Genomic DNA, 17,448 nt, shown 5'->3' on the forward strand with positions numbered 1-17,448 from the left:
ACTAACCGAAACGGAGAAAATGACAAGAGCGCTTCTTACTTTACTTCTTATCTGTACCACTGCTTTAAGTTGGGGGCAAAATACTGCCGAACAAAAAAAACTGGAACAGCAAAAAAACAAACTTCAAAAGGAGATAAAGGAATTCCAAAGTTTATTAAGCACACAAAATAAAAAAGAAAAATCGGTTTTAGTACAAATAAAAGAAAGCGATGCTAAAATAAGGCTTACCCAAAATCTTATTACTACCATACAAAAGCAAAGCAAGCTGCTTACAGATAATATTTACTTAAATCAGAAAAAAGCTAATAAGCTTGAAAAAGAACTGGAAGTACTTAAGGAAGATTATGCTAACACGATTGTTAAATCATATAAAAGCAGGTCTGACCAAAGTAGATTAATGTTTATACTATCTTCAGAGAATTTCCTACAGGCATACAAGCGTGTTCAGTACATGAAGCAGTATGCCAATTTCAGGAAAATGCAGGCAGAAGAGCTTAAGGAGAAAATGGCCGAACTGGAAGCGTTATTAGCAAAGCTTAAAGTACAGAAAAAAGAAAAGGAAAACCTGCTCGCTGAAACAGAGAAACAGAAGAAAGAGCTTGAAGCCGATAAAAAGGAACAGGATGCGCTTGTTAAGGTAATACAGAAGGATAAAAAGAAATATGCCGCTGATATTAAAAAGAGGCAGCAGGAAGAAAGAAAATTAGAGCAACAGATACAGAAACTTATACGAGAGGCGATTGCTGAAGAAAACAGAAAGAGGGCAAGGGAAAGCGGAAAAAGCACTGATAACGTTTCTGATACAAAAATTGAGCTGACAAAAGAGGGTAAGATTATTTCAGATAACTTCAAAGCCAATAAAGGCCAGTTACCATGGCCAGTTGAGAGAGGTTACGTTTCTCAGCCTTATGGGCCTTATAGGGCGCATGCGGAAGGAGTTAAAGTTGATAGTAATCACTATAATAGTGGTTTGGATATCACAACCTCAAAAGATGCCGATGTTAGGTCGGTATTTGGAGGAGAAGTAACCCTTGTAACACACATTGGTACATTTGATAAGGTTTACACTGTTTTTGTGCGCCACGGTCGTTATGTTACTTCATATACTAATTTAAAAAGCGTTAATGTAGCTAAAGGTGATAAAGTAGGTATTAAACAAACTTTAGGTAAAGTTTGGACAAATGAAGCAACGGGCGAAACGGTGCTTAAATTTTATGTTATTCAGGATGTTAGCTCGTTAAATCCGCAACAATGGCTAAATCCCTTAAAATAGTAGTAGGGAATATTACAAAAGATAATAAACAAAAAAGGAAGCCCATTAGCTTCCTTTTTTTATTCTATAAATAATGCTTTCAGTTCGGTTGCATCATGCGGACTCATTTTGCCTGCAAGAACAAGGCTTAGTTGTTTTCTTCTCAATGCCGCTTCAAAACGTTGTTTTTCCAGTTCTGTTTGAGGTTCAATAGGAGCAATCTCAACAGGTCGACCTGTTTCATCAACAGCAACAAAGGTATAAATAGCCTCGTTTGCTTTTGCCCTAACACCCGATTCACGGTCTTCTGTCCATACATCAATAAAAATCTCCATAGATGTTTTAAAGGTGCGTGAAACCTTAGCTTCAACGGTTACCACACTCCCTAAAGGGATAGATCTGTTAAATGCAACATGGTTAACCGATGCGGTAACTACAATTCTCCTTGAATGTCTCCTGGCAGCAATACTTGCAGCGCGGTCCATACGCGCCAGTAGCTCACCACCAAAAAGGTTGTTAAGCGGATTAGTTTCTCCGGGTAAGACCAAATCGGTCATAATGCACATAGAATCAGAAGGATATTTTGCCTGCATGTAATTGTTTTTTGGCAAAGATAGTACAGAAAAGGCAAAAAAAATCCCACGCTTTAGCGTGGGACGGTATTTTTATAAATCTTTAACAAGAAGCCATGCTTCTTTGTTATATTCCTTTCTTATTCTGTTAAGATTTTCATGAGCTGCCTCATAAGTGGTATGACTTTCATAAAGTACCGGGTATAAACCGTACTTGTTTTTGTCCAGTTTTCTTGCTTTAAAGCCCTGAGCTTTTAATTGGTTTACCGCTTTGTTAGCGTTAGCCTCACTACGAAAAGCATTGGCAACAATATGATAGTAAAGTTCCTCATCTGCTTCTGCAGTATCTTCCTTAACGGTAAGTTTTACTGCCGGCATAGGATCAAGGAAAAATGTTGCTGTTTGTATTTCCTGATTTACCTGTTCCTGTACATGCTGTTCGGCAATACGGGTTTCAATTATTATCTTATTGTCGTAGTATACTTTAAAACCAGCACTTCCTATAGATAATGCTGCAACAAATACTGCTGCATATTTAAGAAAAGAGTAGTTTTTCTTCCTCTTTTCAGGAGTGAACAGTACTGGTACTTCTTCTTCAAGCTCTTCAATTTCTGCTTTGTAAACTTCGCGTTTAATAGCAGGAGAGGTAAAGCTGCCTAAACCGAAAGAATCGGTAAGGTAGTTAACCGGAGTGTTAGGATAGAACACAAGGCTACCTTCGTTGTTATAAGTAAGGTCACCAATGTTTTTAAGTATAAGCTTATCGCCGTTTTCAAGTTGGTCTGTCCAAACGGTAACCATCTTTTTAATGTCTTCTACAGCCTGTTCGTAAGAAATTTTTTCCTGTAAAGCGATATGGTTGGCTAAAAGCCCGTCATTATTCTTTAAATTCGCATTAAAAGAAATCAGCTTTTTAGGAGGATAGAACGTATTAGTATCTGTATCTATGCTGGCCGACTTGGTTTCGGTTAAAAATGCACCGAAGCCCGGAACGATAACGCACTGGTAACGATATAGTAGCGCCGATATGTGTTTCTCTATCATCATAACAACAAATTTAACGAATCAACTGCAGTTGCAAAATTTTATTCACAAATTTTATTAACAATTGCACCAAACCAATTTTATTCGCAACCTTTAAAATTACTAATGACTGACAACGAATTGTTTAACACACTGTCCCTGCTCAGGATTGATGGTGTGGGGGATATAGTGGCAAAAAAACTTATTAATCATTTGGGGAGTGCCCAGGCGGTTTTTGAGGCAAAAAAGCAACAGCTTACTGCTATAGAAGGTGTTGGCGAGGTGCTTTACAAAAGCCTTCAGGATAAGGAGGTTTTTAAGCTGGCCGAAGCCGAAATGAAATTTATACAGGAGGAAAAAATAACTCCTTTATTATATACGGAAAAGGAATATCCCGAAAGACTGAAACACTGCATAGACGGACCAGTACTGCTTTTTAGTTCGGGGAATATAAACCTTGAGAGAAGGAAAACCATAAGTATAGTAGGCACAAGGCAAATGACATCTTATGGTGCTGATTTTTGCCGAAAGCTTATTGAAGATATTGCTCCGTTAAACCCTGTAATTATAAGCGGGTTTGCTTATGGCGTAGATATTTTTGCCCATCAGCTGGCTATGGAACACAACCTGCAAACGGTAGGGGTACTGGCACACGGACTGAACCAGATATACCCTAAAGTACACAAAAAGTACATGGCTAAAATGGAGGAGAACGGAGGCTTTTTTACTGAGTTTTGGAGCAGCTCAAATCCCGATAGAGAGAATTTTGTAAAGCGTAACCGTATTGTAGCTGGATTATCTGAAGCGACTATTATTATAGAAAGTGCCGATAAGGGCGGTTCGCTTATTACGGCAAATATTGCTAACGATTATAACAGGGATGTGTTTGCTGTGCCGGGCCGTATAACCGATAAATATAGTGCAGGTTGTAACGATCTTATAAAAAGTCAGCGTGCACATTTATTAACGGGTGCTGCCGATTTGCTTTATATGCTTAACTGGGATATTGAAGAGCAGAAGCCTGCCGCAGTCCAAAAACAGCTTTTTATTACGCTGGAAGATGAGGAACAAAAGGTGTATGATTTTTTGCAGAAAAACGGAAAGGAACTAATGGACATTATAGCGCTGGAATGTGGTATGCCTGTATTTAAACTTTCGTCACTATTACTCACAATGGAGCTTAAGGGTGTGATAAGGCCGCTGCCCGGAAAACTTTTTGAAGCAATATAAGCCAAGTATTCCGTTAGACTGTCATTTCGACCGGAAGGAGGAATCTCTATAAAAACAAAAGCCCGACGTTAGTCGGGCTTTTGTTTTATGTTGAAGTGTATTAGTTGAAACCTAATTTCTCACGTACTTTTCCAAGTACACCGTTTGCAATAACAGCCGCTTTTTCAGCACCTGTTTTTAGAAGAGTATCTACTTCATTAAGGTTTTCCATGTAGTATTTGTACTTCTCTCTTGGCTCTTTGTACTTTTCAACGATAAGTTCAAACAAAGCCTGTTTGGCATGACCATAACCATAGTTGCCGCCCAGATAGTTGGCTCTCATTTGCTCAATCTGTTCTGGAGTTGCCAGTAATTTATAAATGGCAAATACATTGCAGGTATCAGGATTTTTAGGTTCCTCCAGTGGAGTACTGTCGGTCTCTATAGACATTACCTGCTTTCTAAGCGGTTTGTCTTCCTGGAAAATATTAATAATGTTATTGCGTGACTTACTCATTTTCTCCCCGTCGGTACCCGGTATGATTTTAGTTTCTTCGCTCGAAATAGCTTCCGGTAAAACAAACGTATCACCCATTTGGTGGTTAAAACGTGAAGCCACATCGCGGGTAATTTCAAGGTGCTGTAGCTGATCTTTACCTACCGGAACAAACTCGGCGTCATACAATAATATATCGGCAGCCATAAGCATAGGGTAAGTAAACAGTCCGGCATTCACATCGGCAAGCCTGTCGGCCTTATCCTTAAAGGAGTGTGCCAGTGTTAATCGCTGGAAAGGAAAAAAGCAGCTAAGGTACCATGACAGTTCGGCTGTTTGAGGCACGTCGCTTTGGCGGTAAAAAATTACCTTATTTATGTCAAGCCCAAACGCAAGCCATGTGGCAGCAACACTATACGTGTTTTCGCGCAGGGTTTTTCCGTCCTTAATCTGTGTGGTAGAGTGAAGGTCGGCAATAAATAAAAACGATTCGTTCTCTGGTTTGTTAGCCATTTCTATGGCTGGTATAATAGCACCTAAAAGGTTGCCTAAATGAGGGGTTCCCGTACTTTGGATACCAGTTAATATTTTTGCCATGATATGCTTTTAAAATTTACACAAAGGTAAAAGGTTTTACCAAAAAATAGGGATTGAATTCTTACATTTGGCAGCATGAAAATACTAAAGGTGATTTTTTGGATACTTTGGCGCATCTGGTTTTATATCCTGATGGGTGTTCCTATAATCATAATGTCGCCTTTACTTATACTTACCATCATTTCAGAGAAAACCTATCCGCAGTTTTTCAGGCTGGCAAGGGTATGGGCAAAAATCATACTTTTCGGGATGGGCTTTTACTACACCGTTAAGCGTGAGCAAAAGTTTGTAAAAGGGGAAAGCTACATGCTTGTGGCTAACCATACCTCTATGACCGATATAATGCTGATGCTCATTATCTCTAAAAATCCCTTTGTTTTTGTAGGGAAAAAGGAACTGGTTAAAATTCCGGTTTTCGGGTTCTTTTACAAACGTACCTGTATACTGGTAGACAGGGAAAGTTCCAAAAGTCGTTTTGAAGTGTTTCAGCGTGCGCAGGCAAGACTGCATCAGGGATTGAGTATTTGTATTTTTCCCGAAGGCGGTGTACCCGATGACGAGAATGTACTGCTGGATGAATTTAAAGACGGAGCTTTCCGCCTTGCTATAGAGCACCAGATACCGATTGTGCCCATGACGTTTGCCGACAATAAAAAACGATTCTCCTTTACTTTTTTTAGTGGGACTCCGGGGCTTATGAGGGCTAGGGTTCACCACTTTATAGAAACAAAAGGACTTACCCTTGACGATAAAAAACAGCTGAAAGAGAGAACCAGGGAGGTGATTTACCAGCAGTTGCTTCAGTTTCAAAAACGAAAAGCTTAACACTTCGCTTAAAAAGTATTTGGCTAAAAAATACGTATCTTTGTAGTCAGTTTAAATAACTTTTTTAAAGAATAAATATATATTATGTATCCAGAAGAACTAGTAAAACCAATGCGTGCCGAACTATCGGAAGCAGGTTTTGAAGAACTATATACACCAGACGCGGTAAAAGAAGCGATTTCTAAAGAAGGTACTACACTTGTAGTAGTAAACTCTGTTTGCGGATGTGCTGCAAGAAACGCAAGACCTGGTGTGAAAATGAGCCTTGATAACGGTAAAAAGCCAAGTTCGCTTGTTACTGTTTTTGCAGGTGTAGACAGAGAAGCTGTTGATGCAGCCAGAGAACTTATGTTCCCTTTCCCTCCGTCATCACCAAGTATGGCATTATTTAAAAACGGTGAGCTTGTGCATATGCTTGAGCGTCACCATATTGAAGGGCGTCCTGCTGAAATGATTGCAGAGAACCTTAAAGATGCTTACGACGAACATTGCTAATAAAAGCTCTTTTAAAGTTTAAAGCCGCGCCCTTGGTGCGGCTTTCTTTTTTACATTAGTATGCCTGCATACTAAATGTTTTTATTATTAACCAAAAAGACTGTACTTTTACGCGAATTTTTTAAAAACATATATGGGCAAAATATTGTCATATCCTATATCGATACTGTATTACCTGGTTTTTCTGCTGTTTCTCCTGATATTTCATCCGGTACAGTGGGTTTGCCTTAACGTATTTGGTTATCAGGCACATAAAAAGAGTGTTGACATACTTAACTTTTTTCTGGTAAGAACAACACATATATTAGGTACTACCTATAAGTTTGAAGGGATAGAGAAAGTGCCCGCTGGTGTACCGCTTGTTATAGTGGCTAATCACCAGAGTATGTATGATATTCCTCCCATTATTTGGTTTATGAGGAAATTTCACCCTAAATTTATAAGTAAGAAGGAATTAGGGAAAGGAATACCAAGCGTGTCTTACAATTTAAGACATGGCGGTTCCGTTTTAATAGATAGAAAAGACCCAAAGCAAGCCTTACCTGCCATAAAACAGATTGCTACCTACATTGAAAAGAATACACGATCGGCAGTAATTTTTCCTGAGGGGACCCGTAGTAAAAATGGGAAACCTAAAAAGTTTTCGGAAAACGGGCTTAAAATACTTTGTAATTTCGCACCAAGTGCTTACATTGTGCCTGTTAGTATTAATAATTCCTGGAAACTGAACCGTTACGGTCAGTATCCGTTAGGATTAGGTGCCCGAGTTACTTTTACAGTACAGGAACCTTTTGCCATTAAAAATATTCCTTTTGAAGAGGTAATGGAGAGAACAGAGAACGCAGTTGTACAAGGAATAAAAAATTAGAAATTATGTCTATAAAAAACGTCCGCTTAGAAGTAATGCACTTTTTGGAAAAGAACATTGATTCTTTTGTGGAGAACTATCTTATACCGGTAGAGAAGATATGGCAGCCATCAGATATGTTGCCTGATACGCAGAGTGAGAGTTTTGAGGAAGACCTTAGGGAGCTTAGAGAGATTGCTAAAGATCTTCCGTATGATTTTTGGGTGGTATTAGTGGGTGACACTATTACCGAAGAAGCACTGCCTACCTATGAGTCATGGCTAATGGATGTGGAAGGTATTGAACAGGTAGAGAAAGGCCCGGGCAACGGATGGGGCAAATGGGTAAGACACTGGACAGGAGAAGAAAACCGCCACGGCGATTTACTTAATAAATACCTATACCTTAGCGGAAGGGTAAATATGCGTGAAGTGGAAATGACCACACATCATCTTATTAATGATGGTTTTGATATTGGTACTGACAGGGATCCGTACAAAAACTTTGTTTATACAAGCTTCCAGGAGCTGGCTACTTATATTTCACACAACCGTGTGTCGCAGCTGGCTAAAAAATACGGAGATAATAAACTGTCTAAAATGTGTAAGCTTATTGCCGGAGACGAAATGCGTCACCATATGGCATACAGTGAATTTGTAGACAGGATTTTTAAAGTAGATCCAAGCGAAATGATGTTGGCTTTCCAACACATGATGAAGCTTAAAATTACCATGCCTGCCCATTTTTTAAGGGAGTCGGGTAATGCTTTAGGAAGTGCTTTTGAGCAGTTCTCTGATTCGGCACAGCGCATAGGGGTATATACCGCTATGGACTATGTGGATATACTTAGAAAACTGATTGCCAAATGGCAAATTGATAAAATTGACGGTCTTACTGCCGAAGCCGAGAAAGCAAGGGATTACCTTATGAAGCTTCCGGACAGGATGGCAAGAATATCTGAAAGAATTGTAATACCGGAGGAGTCACACATTTTTAAATGGGTGCAGCCTGCACTGATAAAATAATATATAAAGCTGCTTTCGGGCAGCTTTTTTAATCTTATATAGTTTCCTGCAATGAGTAATCTTATAGAAAAAACAAAAGCATTTGTAAAACAGCAATTGCAGGGTGCCGAAGGCGGGCATGACTGGTTTCATATAGAGAGGGTGTATAACAATGCCCTGCTTATTGCAAAAGGAGAAAAGTGTAACCTTGTTGTTGTACAACTGGGGGCTTTACTGCATGATATAGCCGACAGTAAATTTCATGATGGTGATGAAACTGTGGGCCCGGAAACGGCACGTAAGTTTTTACAACAGGAAAATGTAAGTGAAACTATAATTAGCCAGGTGGTGGGTATTATAGAGAACATATCGTTTAAGGGTGGGAATTTTGATAAGAAATTCTCATCGGTTGAGCTGGATATTGTTCAGGATGCCGACAGGCTGGATGCGCTTGGGGCTATAGGCATTGCCCGCACCTTTAATTACGGAGGCTTTAAAAACAGGGCATTGTATGACCCTGCTATACAGCCTAACCTAAATATGACCAAAGAGGAATACAAGGCCAGTACTGCGCCAACGGTTAATCATTTTTATGAAAAACTATTACTGCTTAAAGACAGGATGAATACTCCAACAGGTAAGCAACTTGCCGAAGAGCGCCACAGGTATATGGAAGGTTTCCTTTCGCAGTTTTATGCCGAATGGAACGGGGAAAAGTGATTGTTTATCAAGCTAAGAATGGTAGGGTAAACCTGTTTTTTGTGTACGGTTGCCAGTAGCCATCCTATAAAGCTAAGCACGAATACATCACCGCTTTCGGTAATGGCGTGTTGTGTTAACAAATCCAGTTGCTGTTTAAAGGTGTCGTTTTGTGCTATGGCTTTGTCCAGTATATATTTTTCTACCAAAGCGGTATATGCCAGTACCCTTTCTTCGTTTACTTCCTTTAGGTATTTTTTGTAGCGTCTTTTAAAACCTTTTAGTCGGGAAAGGGCAAGTTCGGTATCTTCCAGTTCGGTATGCATTACAATTTCCACGAGGCTGCGTTTTATGGCCCAGTCCATACCCATTCTTTTTTCATACCAACTGTCACTATGGATAAACTCGCGCATGTACCTACGGGCCTCACGGGCATTATTGTGCTGTAACCAGTATATCACGGCAAAAAATATAAGGTCGTTCCTGTCGGTAGGATCGGCTTTTTTAGTTTCTGCCAGTGCTTTTGTCATTATTGCTAGTGTGGCTTCACCATTACCACTGTAATTCTCGTTAAGCAGATGTAGTAAATAGTAGCGGGCAATAAAACGGCTGTAGTATTTTTTATTTTGCTTTTGCATTTCGGCAGCCATTATCTCCAGGTATTGTGAACACAATGTAAACCTCCTGTTCCTAAAATGGATATTAGCCATAAAATACAATATGTATATATGGTAGTACAGGTGCTTTTGTGCCAGTTCCTGACGGGTAATAATAAAACGGTAGCTTCTTTCCAAAAAAGGCTCAATAAGGCTGTAATTACTATTTATGGAGGCATATTCGTTTGCAATAAAAAGCATTTGGTACAGCGATTTGAAAGTAAGTACTTCCCTTAACGATATCCCAAACGATTTCATGGTGCCGGTAATTAACTGCTGCAGGTCGGTAATTTTCCCTTTATGGTAAATCTCACCCAGTTCACGTCGCATAACCGCATAGGCAAGATTAAGCTGTTCCTCATTTCGCAGTTTTTTATTGTTTGCCGAAAAACCGGCGATTGCCTTATCCAAATTAAACGAGGGGTCAAAATGAGCAAACTGTATTTGGGTTTGATAGATTTCGTTAAGCAGAGAAAAATGCTCGGTAGCTAAGGCTTTACTCTCGGCTTTGGCAAGGCACTTAAAGGCTTCTTTGTATAGTTTGTGTTCAAAAAATACTCGGCTAACCATAAGCAGGCGCATTATTTCGTGCTCATCATCGGTATTACTTTCAAAGCTTCGGTTAGCCATGAAACTAATAAGGCTGTCGTATACCCTTTTGCGTAACGCATGGTAGGCATCGGTGTTTTTTGAAGTGCCGTAAAGCTTTTTTTTAGTATTTATATCATCAGTTTCAAGTAATTTAAACAAATCAGTATTAAGGGTGTCTTTGCGTTTGTTTTTGTTGTTAAGATGTTTTATAAATGCTGATTTATCATCTGTTGACATTATAGATATAATTTCCCCTAATGCATTCATATAAAAACTACTTAAACGGTTAGTGATGTAAATATAAATAATATATCATCAGTTTTTGTTGTTTTTTGGGTTTTGTGCCTAGTTGTTTTATATGAGATTTGCCTCATAATTAAAAACCAAAAATTATGGATCCGCTAAAAACAAACGAAGGGAATGATACCTTCACACAGGAAAACAAATTCAGGAAAACAACAACTGCACAAGGGGCAACTAAACCGAGTAATGCCTTTGTGGGAGCCTCATGGTGTGCCCTTATTATAGGAATGGCTTCTTACTGTATAGGACTTTTTAATGCCGGGGCAATGCTGCTTAACGAAAAGGGATACTATTTTACCATATTGCTTTTCGGGCTCTTCTCGGTAGTATCGGTACAAAAAAGTGTAAGAGACAGGCTGGAAGGCATCCCGGTAACCGATATGTATTATGGCATAAGCTGGTTTACCACATTTGCATCGGTAATACTATTGATAATAGGACTTTGGAATGCCGACCTTGAACTCAGCGAAAAAGGCTTTTACGGAATGTCGTTTGCCCTGAGCCTTTTTGCTGCTATAGCCGTACAAAAAAATACCCGCGACTTAAAGACATTTGAAAAGGAGAATCCAAACGCTTAGCGGACGGCCCTGTGGTAGCTTTACCTTACCGAAGCTACTGCGGGGCTTTTTTTAACCGTCAATTATCTTACTATGAAAAATACAGTAAAAATAATTTTATATGGCCTAGGGTTGGTATGTCTTTTTACCACCATTGCCGATATGGTTTTATGGTTTAAGACCTGTGCACAATATGAAGGTTTTGAGGAAACTAAACAGGCTTACCTATCATACTTTCCTGTAAGTTTAAGGGGTGATTATACCCTAACACTTATTAATTGTGGTATGTTGGCTGTTTCTGTACTTGTTTTTGCTAACTCCATAAGGATAGGGTTTCTTAAAACAATTTCGTTTGTATTAACTATCCTATCAGGGATCTTATTCTACTGGCAACTATTTTCTTTAATGTAAATCAGGGTTTGATAACGAGAGGGAGCAGCGGTTAATTGATATGCTGAAGTTTAGAGATGTTTATAAAGAATAAAAATCTTACTTTTAATTTAAAACCAATCACCTATGAGTTCGATAATTAAAGATTTGCCCGAACTGATAAGTCATAATATTATCAGTGAACAAACGGCAAAAAACATAGAGCGGTATTATGCCGCAAAAAAAGAAGATCAGGGGAGTAATACCCTAATGATTTTTGGTAGTATAGGAGCTATACTTGTGGGGCTGGGCATTATTTTGATATTTGCCCATAACTGGGATAATTTTTCAAAAACAGTAAAAACCATACTGGCAATAGCACCTTTACTGTTATGCCAGATTGCTGCCGGATATGCCATATTTAAAAATAAGAGTCAGCTGTTTAAGGATATTGCAGGTATACTGTTGTTTTTTACGGTAGGTTCGTCAATAGCCCTTGTTGCTCAAATTTACAATATACCCGGAGATCTTGAAGGCTATCTTTTAAGCTGGACTTTGCTGTGTATGCCTTTAATGTATTTGTTAAGGTCTAATATGTTAGCCTTTTTGCATTTGGGCTTTATTACCTACTATGCGGTTGTAGCGGGCTATTTTGAAACCGAAAGACCATGGCCTTACCTGTTGCTTTTAGGAGCTTTTATTCCGTTTTATTTAAGGAGGTTAAAAGGGCATCCTTTTGGAAGGATAACTTCATTGTTTAACCTGCTTTTTCCGTTAAGCCTTATCATAACCCTTGGGGCTTTTCTTGCGGGGGTGGGTGAGTTTGGTTTCCTTGTTTACATGGCGCTGCTGGGCTTTATATACAACACCGGGCTTTTACCTAAACTGGAAAGTCGGAATGATTATTTAAGGCTGGGATCGGTAGGTATTGCTTTTATATTACTGTTCTCTTCCTTTAAATGGGTATGGGAAGAAATGGAAACCCAACAGGTTGTAGAAAGTTACTACATTATACTATGGGCAATATTGTTTGCAGGGATGTTATACATAGCGATAAGAAACGGAGGTAAACAGTTTTACAAAAATGCCTTTCAGGCTGTAACAGTACTGTTTCCGGTTGTGTATCTTATAGGTATGGCAAACAGTGTGCTGGCGGCAATACTGGATAATGTAATGGTTTTAGCACTTGGGGTAATAACCGTAAAGCAGGGTATTGATAAGGTTGATTTCAGGAAGCTTAATTTCGGGTTAACAATTATCGCGGCGCTTATTATCTGTCGTTTTTTTGATACCAATATGACCTTTGCCTTGAGAGGTGTATTGTTTGTTTGTGTGGGGGTAGGTTTTTTTGTGGCCAACTCCATGCTTGTTAAAAAGAAAAGGGCTAATGTTTTAAATACACCAGAAGATGAAAACTAAAAACATGTTTATAGTATTTGTGGTTGTGGCCGTGGTTCAGGCATTTGTACCGCTAAAAATGATATATGATACAGAGAAGATAAATGATGAGGGTGTGGTATATAAATTTAAAACCCAACCGATAGATCCTAATGACCCTTTTAGAGGTAAATATATCACCCTGCGTTTTGAAGCTGAAAATTTTAAAACTACCGATTCTCTTATGGATATGAGACAGGATGTATATGTTAGTATTGAAAAAGACAGTGAAGGGTATGCCCGGGTAAAGGAAGTTTTGAGAGAAGAACCGGAAGAAGGAGATTACTTTAAAGCAGAGACCTATTATTTTAGCACAAACGGATTACGTCTTAACTTTCCTTTTGACCGCTTTTATATGGAAGAAAGTAAAGCCCCTCAGGCAGAAGTTGCCTACAGGAAATACAGTACAGCCAAAAATCCTAAACCTGCGTATGCTTTAGTAGCCATAAAAGATGGTGAAACCTATTTAAAGGATGTTATTGTTGATGATAAACCCATAAGGGAATATGTTATGGAACAACAGGAATAAAAAAAGCCCCTCATTGAGGGGCTTTTTATTTTATAAGGAAAATTTAACCAGCTGTTTTTTTCTGCCTTTTCTGCCTAAAAAGTAAATGTTGTTACCTTTTTTAGTAGTGGCTCCATATGCTACCATAAACGGGACTTCATTATCCTTGTCATCAAGAATTTCCTTAAACTCAAATTCACCGTTTTGATTTACCTTAATTATATTAAGGTTTGATTTTTTGACTGATTTTTGTCCAAACTGTATCCTGTCATTACGAAGTTTTTTTACCTTTTCTCCTGTATTAATAAAGAAGTAAGTATCATTATTTACAATCATTGAGGTGTATGAAATGTAAGATTCATCACCACTTGTTTGTTGACGCTTGTTAATATTTCTTGCCCAAAGTAATTCTCCGTCATGTGAAATTTTTGCTGTAACAATATCATCATAATGATAAATATAATATACGCCTGTGCTCATGCCGTTTTGACCTGTTCTTTGATGGGTAGTTATATAATACTCTTCAGCATTAAATACAATGTCATTATCAGGGGTTAAAAATATATCTCTGTAAGAGATGTTTTTAAGCTCTTTTTCTTTTTTCTTTCCATATTTATCTATCAGAAACTGCTCTGTAAATTCATTGAATTTGGTGGTTTTTTTATCGAGGGTTAAAGGATCCATATCAAAGTAACAAAGACCTTTAAAACGGTTATCATTTCTGTCAGAATAAAAACCTACACAGGAAATTTTGTCGTTTTTATAAACCGTTTTAAGAGATTGTGCGTAATGTTCATCGGTGTCAAAAGTTTGTATTTTAGCATCGGTTGGGGTAATGCGGGTAAGCTCATAATGGTATTTTTTGCTTCCGCCTTTTTTTCCTTCTTTTTTATCTTTTACCCTGCCCAAAACATAAACTACTTTTCCGTCTTCAGATATATCTATGTTTTCGTATTTATATTTCCTGTCTTTTACCTCTCTCTTAAATTCATGTTTAAGGGTAGGGTTAAGATTGTTGTCAAATACATGTATCAGGTGTTTTTCCTTATCGTTTTTATCTTCAACATCAACAGTTACAGCAAAAGCGGTTTTGTCGTTATTTGTTATAAAGTTCGATATGTAATCATTATCAATACTTCCGAAATTAAATAACCCCGGAGTTTTAACTTCATCCCATTCCAGTGAGAAAAGTTCTTTTTTTGTAAACTTGAAGTCTTTAATATTGGCTGAATTAGCAGAACATACATATTGTTTTTTCTTTTTATCATAGCCATAATCAATCATGTGTACGATATCATTATTCACAACAATACCTATTAGCACACCTAGTTTAAGCTCATATTCATATTCTTTAATAAGCTGTAGATTGGCATCATAATGTTCAAAATAAAATCCACGTGTTGCTCCGGATAAGAGGCTACCCTGATATGCACGTACAATAAATACGCCGCCGTTTGAATCTTCTTCTACTAACAGAATTTTTGAATGTTTGTACTCATCTTTAAATACATCACTTTTCTTTACATTACAGGGAATGTCTGCTTCCTGAGCGGAGGTGTGAAAAATACTCACGATAAACGAAATAATTAGTAATATGTTTCTCATAAAAAAAATGTTAATAAGCAAATATATTCTTACTTTTCTAAATAAGGAAACAAAAAATCCAGACATTTGTCTGGATTTTTAACATAATTGATTTATTTGTATTATTTTCCGGGAAACTCGGCTTTTCTCTTTTCAAGGAAAGCGGTAGTTCCTTCTTTAAAATCGGCAGTGCCAAACGCTTCACCAAATGCTTTGATTTCTGCTTCATATCCGTTAACACCGTCTGTAAAGTTAGCATTGATAGCCTTAATCGCTGCTGATATTGCAACAGGTGAGTTTTTCATGATTTTTGAGGCAATACCTTTACAAAAATCTACAAGCTCTGCCTGTGGCACTACATGGTTTACCAGTCCGTAAGCTTTAGCATCTTCGGCACCTATCATTCCTGCTGTCATAATAAGCTCCATAGCACGGCCTTTACCTACAAGCTGAGGTAAACGTTGTGTACCGCCATAGCCCGGTATAACACCAAGAGATACTTCCGGTAATCCCATTTTAGCATTGTCTGACGCTACCCTAAAGTGTGCTGCCATGGCAAGCTCCAGTCCGCCACCAAGGGCAAAACCGTTTACTGCGGCAATAACCGGAGTGGAAAGGTTCTCTACAAAATCGAATAACAGCTCCTGACCTTTAGCTGCCAGTTCGCCACCCTGAGCCACATCAAAATCGGCAAATTCCGAAATATCAGCTCCGGCAACAAAAGCCTTCTCACCGCTTCCGGTTACGATAATAGCTTTTACTTCCTTATCAGCATCAAGAGCTTTAAAAGCCTCATGAAGCTCCTGTATAGTTGCCTTGTTAAGTGCGTTTAGCTTTGTAGGCCTGTTAATGGTAATTATGGCAAGCCCGTTTTCTTTTTCCGCTAAAATATTTTCGTAGTTCATTTGAGTTTATTTTAGTTATTGTCTGTTTCTTTAATAGGTAAATCACTGTCGGTAATTGGCAGGGATACCAGGAATTTAGTGCCTTTGCCAAGTTCACTTTCAAAGGAGATGGTTCCGTGGTAATTCTCCACTATGTTTTTAATAATCCCCAGTCCAAGTCCCATACCGCTTGATTTGGTCGTGAATTTAGGTTCAAAAATACGGTTTTTATTCTCTACGGTTATTCCCTTACCGTTGTCTTTAACTGCTATTTTTACAAAATTCCCTTCACGGTAAACACGTACCTGTACAATAGGGTTGTGCTCCTCTTCAGGTATGGCCTGTATCGCATTTTTAACCAAATTGGTAATAATACGTATTAGCTGGGTACGGTCCATACGGGTAGTGATATCCGGTTCTTCGGCTATAAAGGCGATAAAGCTTTCATTGAATATTTCAAGCGCCAGTTGAACAATTTTAACAATATTAACCGTTTCGTTTTGCTGTGCAGGCATTGAGGCAAAGCTGGAGAATGCCGATGCCACCGAACTCATGGTGTCTATTTGTTGTATAAGTGTTATGGAAAATTCGTCTAGTTTTTTCTTAATATCAGGGTCATTAGGGTCAAACCTGCGCTGAAAGCTCTGTACTGTAAGGCGCATAGGGGTAAGCGGATTTTTAATTTCGTGTGCTACCTGTTTTGCCATTTCTCTCCATGCCTGTTCCCTTTCGCTTTGTGCCAGTTTTGTGGCACTGTCTTCCAGATCGTCTACCAGTGCGTTATATGATTTTACAAGCTGGTTAATTTCCTGGGGAGAATCGTCCATGTGTATTCTTTCGTTTGTTTGGCTCAGTCGGGTTTCGGCAATCCTTTCACTAATGGCTTTAAGTGATTTGGTAATAAAACTGGAAAGGAAATAGGCTACAATTATCGAAATAAGCAACATGAAGGAGTATACCTGACCAAAGCGCATAAAGAAATTGCGCTGTTCTTTTTCATAATACCCTTCGTCCTTTATGTAGGGAAGGTTAAGTATGCCCAGTGGTTTGAATTTGGTATCGTTAAGGTAGCTGTAGGAGGAACGGAACTTTTGCCCGTCAATATTTTTAAGGTCTACATAGCGTTTTTCGGCAGTACTGCGCAGTACCCTTAAAATGTTTTTGGGTATGGTAGTGTTGTCTACGGTATCTACCGAGAATCCGGCTTTGGATGATTTTAATAAATGTCCGTTAAGATCATAAATGTTTACTTCCAGCCCATGGATGTTGGCCAGTTCATGAATCCTTTCCCTGAAAATAAGCGGAAGGTTTTCGGTAGAGAGCGGGTAGGTAGTGGTAGAAAGAATGTAATTAATATGCTCCTTTATGGCATTTTCCTTTCGCTCCAGCCTGTCTTCATGGTATTCTTTTGCCTCTTTTCCAAACTGGTAAATGGAAACCGCAGCAATAAGTAGCGAGGCTATAAGGGTCACCAATATCATGGAAAGGAATATCCTTACCCTTAGCGACCATTTTCTTATCTTAAACTGCTGCTTCATTT

18 protein-coding genes are annotated in these 17,448 nt (G+C 38.6%); 11 read left to right on the plus strand and 7 right to left on the minus strand.

Annotated elements, in window-relative coordinates:
- Positions 1 to 19: 19 nt before the first annotated feature.
- Positions 20 to 1,273: a murein hydrolase activator EnvC family protein gene (locus tag GN157_RS16345; protein ID WP_157484554.1), complete on the plus strand. Its 1,254-nt coding sequence runs from the start codon at positions 20 to 22 to the stop codon at positions 1,271 to 1,273.
- 59 nt (positions 1,274 to 1,332) lie between these two features.
- Here GN157_RS16345 and GN157_RS16350 read toward each other — a convergent pair whose 3' ends face one another.
- Positions 1,333 to 1,845: an acyl-CoA thioesterase gene (locus GN157_RS16350; RefSeq protein ID WP_035131619.1), complete on the minus strand. Its 513-nt coding sequence runs from the start codon at positions 1,843 to 1,845 to the stop codon at positions 1,333 to 1,335.
- Positions 1,846 to 1,917: 72 nt separating this feature from the next.
- On the minus strand, positions 1,918 to 2,871 hold the full coding sequence (locus GN157_RS16355) for an HU domain-containing protein (protein WP_157484555.1): 954 nt from the start codon (positions 2,869 to 2,871) through the stop codon (positions 1,918 to 1,920).
- A 102-nt stretch (positions 2,872 to 2,973) separates the two neighbouring features.
- On the opposite strand from GN157_RS16355, the gene dprA reads away from it, so the two are divergent.
- Positions 2,974 to 4,077 carry a DNA-processing protein DprA gene (dprA, locus tag GN157_RS16360; protein ID WP_157484556.1) on the plus strand — a complete coding sequence of 368 codons (1,104 nt, stop codon included), beginning with the start codon at positions 2,974 to 2,976 and terminating at the stop codon, positions 4,075 to 4,077.
- A gap of 100 nt (positions 4,078 to 4,177) precedes the next feature.
- Here the strand turns inward: dprA and trpS are convergent, their stop codons facing one another.
- Positions 4,178 to 5,149 carry a tryptophan--tRNA ligase gene (gene trpS / locus GN157_RS16365; RefSeq protein WP_157484557.1) on the minus strand — a complete coding sequence of 324 codons (972 nt, stop codon included), beginning with the start codon at positions 5,147 to 5,149 and terminating at the stop codon, positions 4,178 to 4,180.
- A gap of 75 nt (positions 5,150 to 5,224) precedes the next feature.
- On the opposite strand from trpS, the gene GN157_RS16370 reads away from it, so the two are divergent.
- From GN157_RS16370 to GN157_RS16390, 5 genes are all read left to right on the plus strand, one after another.
- A complete protein-coding gene (locus GN157_RS16370; RefSeq protein ID WP_157484558.1) occupies positions 5,225 to 5,974 on the plus strand; it encodes a lysophospholipid acyltransferase family protein in 750 nt (249 codons plus the stop codon).
- Positions 5,975 to 6,058: 84 nt separating this feature from the next.
- Entirely contained in the window at positions 6,059 to 6,469 is a 411-nt protein-coding gene (locus GN157_RS16375; protein ID WP_035131614.1) for a BrxA/BrxB family bacilliredoxin, read from the plus strand.
- Positions 6,470 to 6,602: 133 nt separating this feature from the next.
- Positions 6,603 to 7,337, plus strand: coding sequence for a lysophospholipid acyltransferase family protein (locus GN157_RS16380; RefSeq protein ID WP_157484559.1), 735 nt, complete (start codon positions 6,603 to 6,605; stop codon positions 7,335 to 7,337).
- A 5-nt stretch (positions 7,338 to 7,342) separates the two neighbouring features.
- Entirely contained in the window at positions 7,343 to 8,341 is a 999-nt protein-coding gene (locus tag GN157_RS16385; protein ID WP_035131612.1) for an acyl-ACP desaturase, read from the plus strand.
- A 51-nt stretch (positions 8,342 to 8,392) separates the two neighbouring features.
- Positions 8,393 to 9,040, plus strand: coding sequence for an HD domain-containing protein (locus tag GN157_RS16390; protein WP_157484560.1), 648 nt, complete (start codon positions 8,393 to 8,395; stop codon positions 9,038 to 9,040).
- Here the strand turns inward: GN157_RS16390 and GN157_RS16395 are convergent.
- On the minus strand, positions 9,013 to 10,533 hold the full coding sequence (locus tag GN157_RS16395; RefSeq protein WP_157484561.1) for a hypothetical protein: 1,521 nt from the start codon (positions 10,531 to 10,533) through the stop codon (positions 9,013 to 9,015). The two genes, GN157_RS16390 and GN157_RS16395, sit on opposite strands and share 28 nt — an antisense overlap.
- Positions 10,534 to 10,658: 125 nt before the next feature.
- Between GN157_RS16395 and yiaA the strand changes: the two genes are divergently transcribed.
- From yiaA to GN157_RS16415, 4 genes are all read left to right on the plus strand, one after another.
- Positions 10,659 to 11,147, plus strand: a complete 489-nt coding sequence (yiaA, locus tag GN157_RS16400) for an inner membrane protein YiaA (RefSeq protein ID WP_157484562.1) — start codon at positions 10,659 to 10,661, stop codon at positions 11,145 to 11,147.
- Between the two features lie 72 nt (positions 11,148 to 11,219).
- Positions 11,220 to 11,537: a hypothetical protein gene (locus tag GN157_RS16405; RefSeq protein ID WP_157484563.1), complete on the plus strand. Its 318-nt coding sequence runs from the start codon at positions 11,220 to 11,222 to the stop codon at positions 11,535 to 11,537.
- 105 nt (positions 11,538 to 11,642) lie between these two features.
- Positions 11,643 to 12,914: a DUF2157 domain-containing protein gene (locus GN157_RS16410; RefSeq protein WP_157484564.1), complete on the plus strand. Its 1,272-nt coding sequence runs from the start codon at positions 11,643 to 11,645 to the stop codon at positions 12,912 to 12,914.
- A complete protein-coding gene (locus GN157_RS16415) occupies positions 12,904 to 13,461 on the plus strand; it encodes a GDYXXLXY domain-containing protein (protein WP_157484565.1) in 558 nt (185 codons plus the stop codon). The genes GN157_RS16410 and GN157_RS16415 overlap by 11 nt, the downstream gene beginning before the upstream one ends.
- A gap of 30 nt (positions 13,462 to 13,491) precedes the next feature.
- On the opposite strand, the gene GN157_RS16420 is transcribed toward GN157_RS16415, so the two are convergent.
- The 3 genes from GN157_RS16420 to GN157_RS16430 all read right to left on the minus strand — a co-directional run bounded on the left by GN157_RS16420 (position 13,492) and on the right by GN157_RS16430 (position 17,446).
- A complete protein-coding gene (locus GN157_RS16420) occupies positions 13,492 to 15,045 on the minus strand; it encodes a hypothetical protein (protein ID WP_157484566.1) in 1,554 nt (517 codons plus the stop codon).
- 101 nt (positions 15,046 to 15,146) lie between these two features.
- Positions 15,147 to 15,929, minus strand: a complete 783-nt coding sequence (locus tag GN157_RS16425; RefSeq protein ID WP_157484567.1) for an enoyl-CoA hydratase/isomerase family protein — start codon at positions 15,927 to 15,929, stop codon at positions 15,147 to 15,149.
- An 11-nt stretch (positions 15,930 to 15,940) separates the two neighbouring features.
- Entirely contained in the window at positions 15,941 to 17,446 is a 1,506-nt protein-coding gene (locus GN157_RS16430; protein WP_231749154.1) for a sensor histidine kinase, read from the minus strand.
- Positions 17,447 to 17,448 lie beyond the last annotated feature (2 nt).

Origin of the sequence: Flavobacterium rakeshii, assembly GCF_009741375.1 — a bacterium.
Classification (GTDB): domain Bacteria; phylum Bacteroidota; class Bacteroidia; order Flavobacteriales; family Flavobacteriaceae; genus Flavobacterium; species Flavobacterium rakeshii.

What these genes read in the sequence shown, in the direction of transcription:
- GN157_RS16390 (WP_157484560.1), top strand. Translation starts at nt 8,393, where the DNA reads ATGAGTAATCTTATAGAAAAAACAAAAGCATTTGTAAAACAGCAATTG.
- GN157_RS16350 (WP_035131619.1), bottom strand. Translation starts at nt 1,845, where the DNA reads ATGCAGGCAAAATATCCTTCTGATTCTATGTGCATTATGACCGATTTG.
- GN157_RS16380 (WP_157484559.1), top strand. Translation starts at nt 6,603, where the DNA reads ATGGGCAAAATATTGTCATATCCTATATCGATACTGTATTACCTGGTT.
- trpS (WP_157484557.1), bottom strand. Translation starts at nt 5,149, where the DNA reads ATGGCAAAAATATTAACTGGTATCCAAAGTACGGGAACCCCTCATTTA.
- GN157_RS16415 (WP_157484565.1), top strand. Translation starts at nt 12,904, where the DNA reads ATGAAAACTAAAAACATGTTTATAGTATTTGTGGTTGTGGCCGTGGTT.
- GN157_RS16395 (WP_157484561.1), bottom strand. Translation starts at nt 10,533, where the DNA reads ATGAATGCATTAGGGGAAATTATATCTATAATGTCAACAGATGATAAA.
- yiaA (WP_157484562.1), top strand. Translation starts at nt 10,659, where the DNA reads ATGGATCCGCTAAAAACAAACGAAGGGAATGATACCTTCACACAGGAA.
- GN157_RS16410 (WP_157484564.1), top strand. Translation starts at nt 11,643, where the DNA reads ATGAGTTCGATAATTAAAGATTTGCCCGAACTGATAAGTCATAATATT.
- GN157_RS16370 (WP_157484558.1), top strand. Translation starts at nt 5,225, where the DNA reads ATGAAAATACTAAAGGTGATTTTTTGGATACTTTGGCGCATCTGGTTT.
- GN157_RS16355 (WP_157484555.1), bottom strand. Translation starts at nt 2,871, where the DNA reads ATGATGATAGAGAAACACATATCGGCGCTACTATATCGTTACCAGTGC.
- GN157_RS16375 (WP_035131614.1), top strand. Translation starts at nt 6,059, where the DNA reads ATGTATCCAGAAGAACTAGTAAAACCAATGCGTGCCGAACTATCGGAA.
- GN157_RS16405 (WP_157484563.1), top strand. Translation starts at nt 11,220, where the DNA reads ATGAAAAATACAGTAAAAATAATTTTATATGGCCTAGGGTTGGTATGT.
- dprA (WP_157484556.1), top strand. Translation starts at nt 2,974, where the DNA reads ATGACTGACAACGAATTGTTTAACACACTGTCCCTGCTCAGGATTGAT.
- GN157_RS16430 (WP_231749154.1), bottom strand. Translation starts at nt 17,446, where the DNA reads ATGAAGCAGCAGTTTAAGATAAGAAAATGGTCGCTAAGGGTAAGGATA.
- GN157_RS16385 (WP_035131612.1), top strand. Translation starts at nt 7,343, where the DNA reads ATGTCTATAAAAAACGTCCGCTTAGAAGTAATGCACTTTTTGGAAAAG.
- GN157_RS16425 (WP_157484567.1), bottom strand. Translation starts at nt 15,929, where the DNA reads ATGAACTACGAAAATATTTTAGCGGAAAAAGAAAACGGGCTTGCCATA.
- GN157_RS16345 (WP_157484554.1), top strand. Translation starts at nt 20, where the DNA reads ATGACAAGAGCGCTTCTTACTTTACTTCTTATCTGTACCACTGCTTTA.
- GN157_RS16420 (WP_157484566.1), bottom strand. Translation starts at nt 15,045, where the DNA reads ATGAGAAACATATTACTAATTATTTCGTTTATCGTGAGTATTTTTCAC.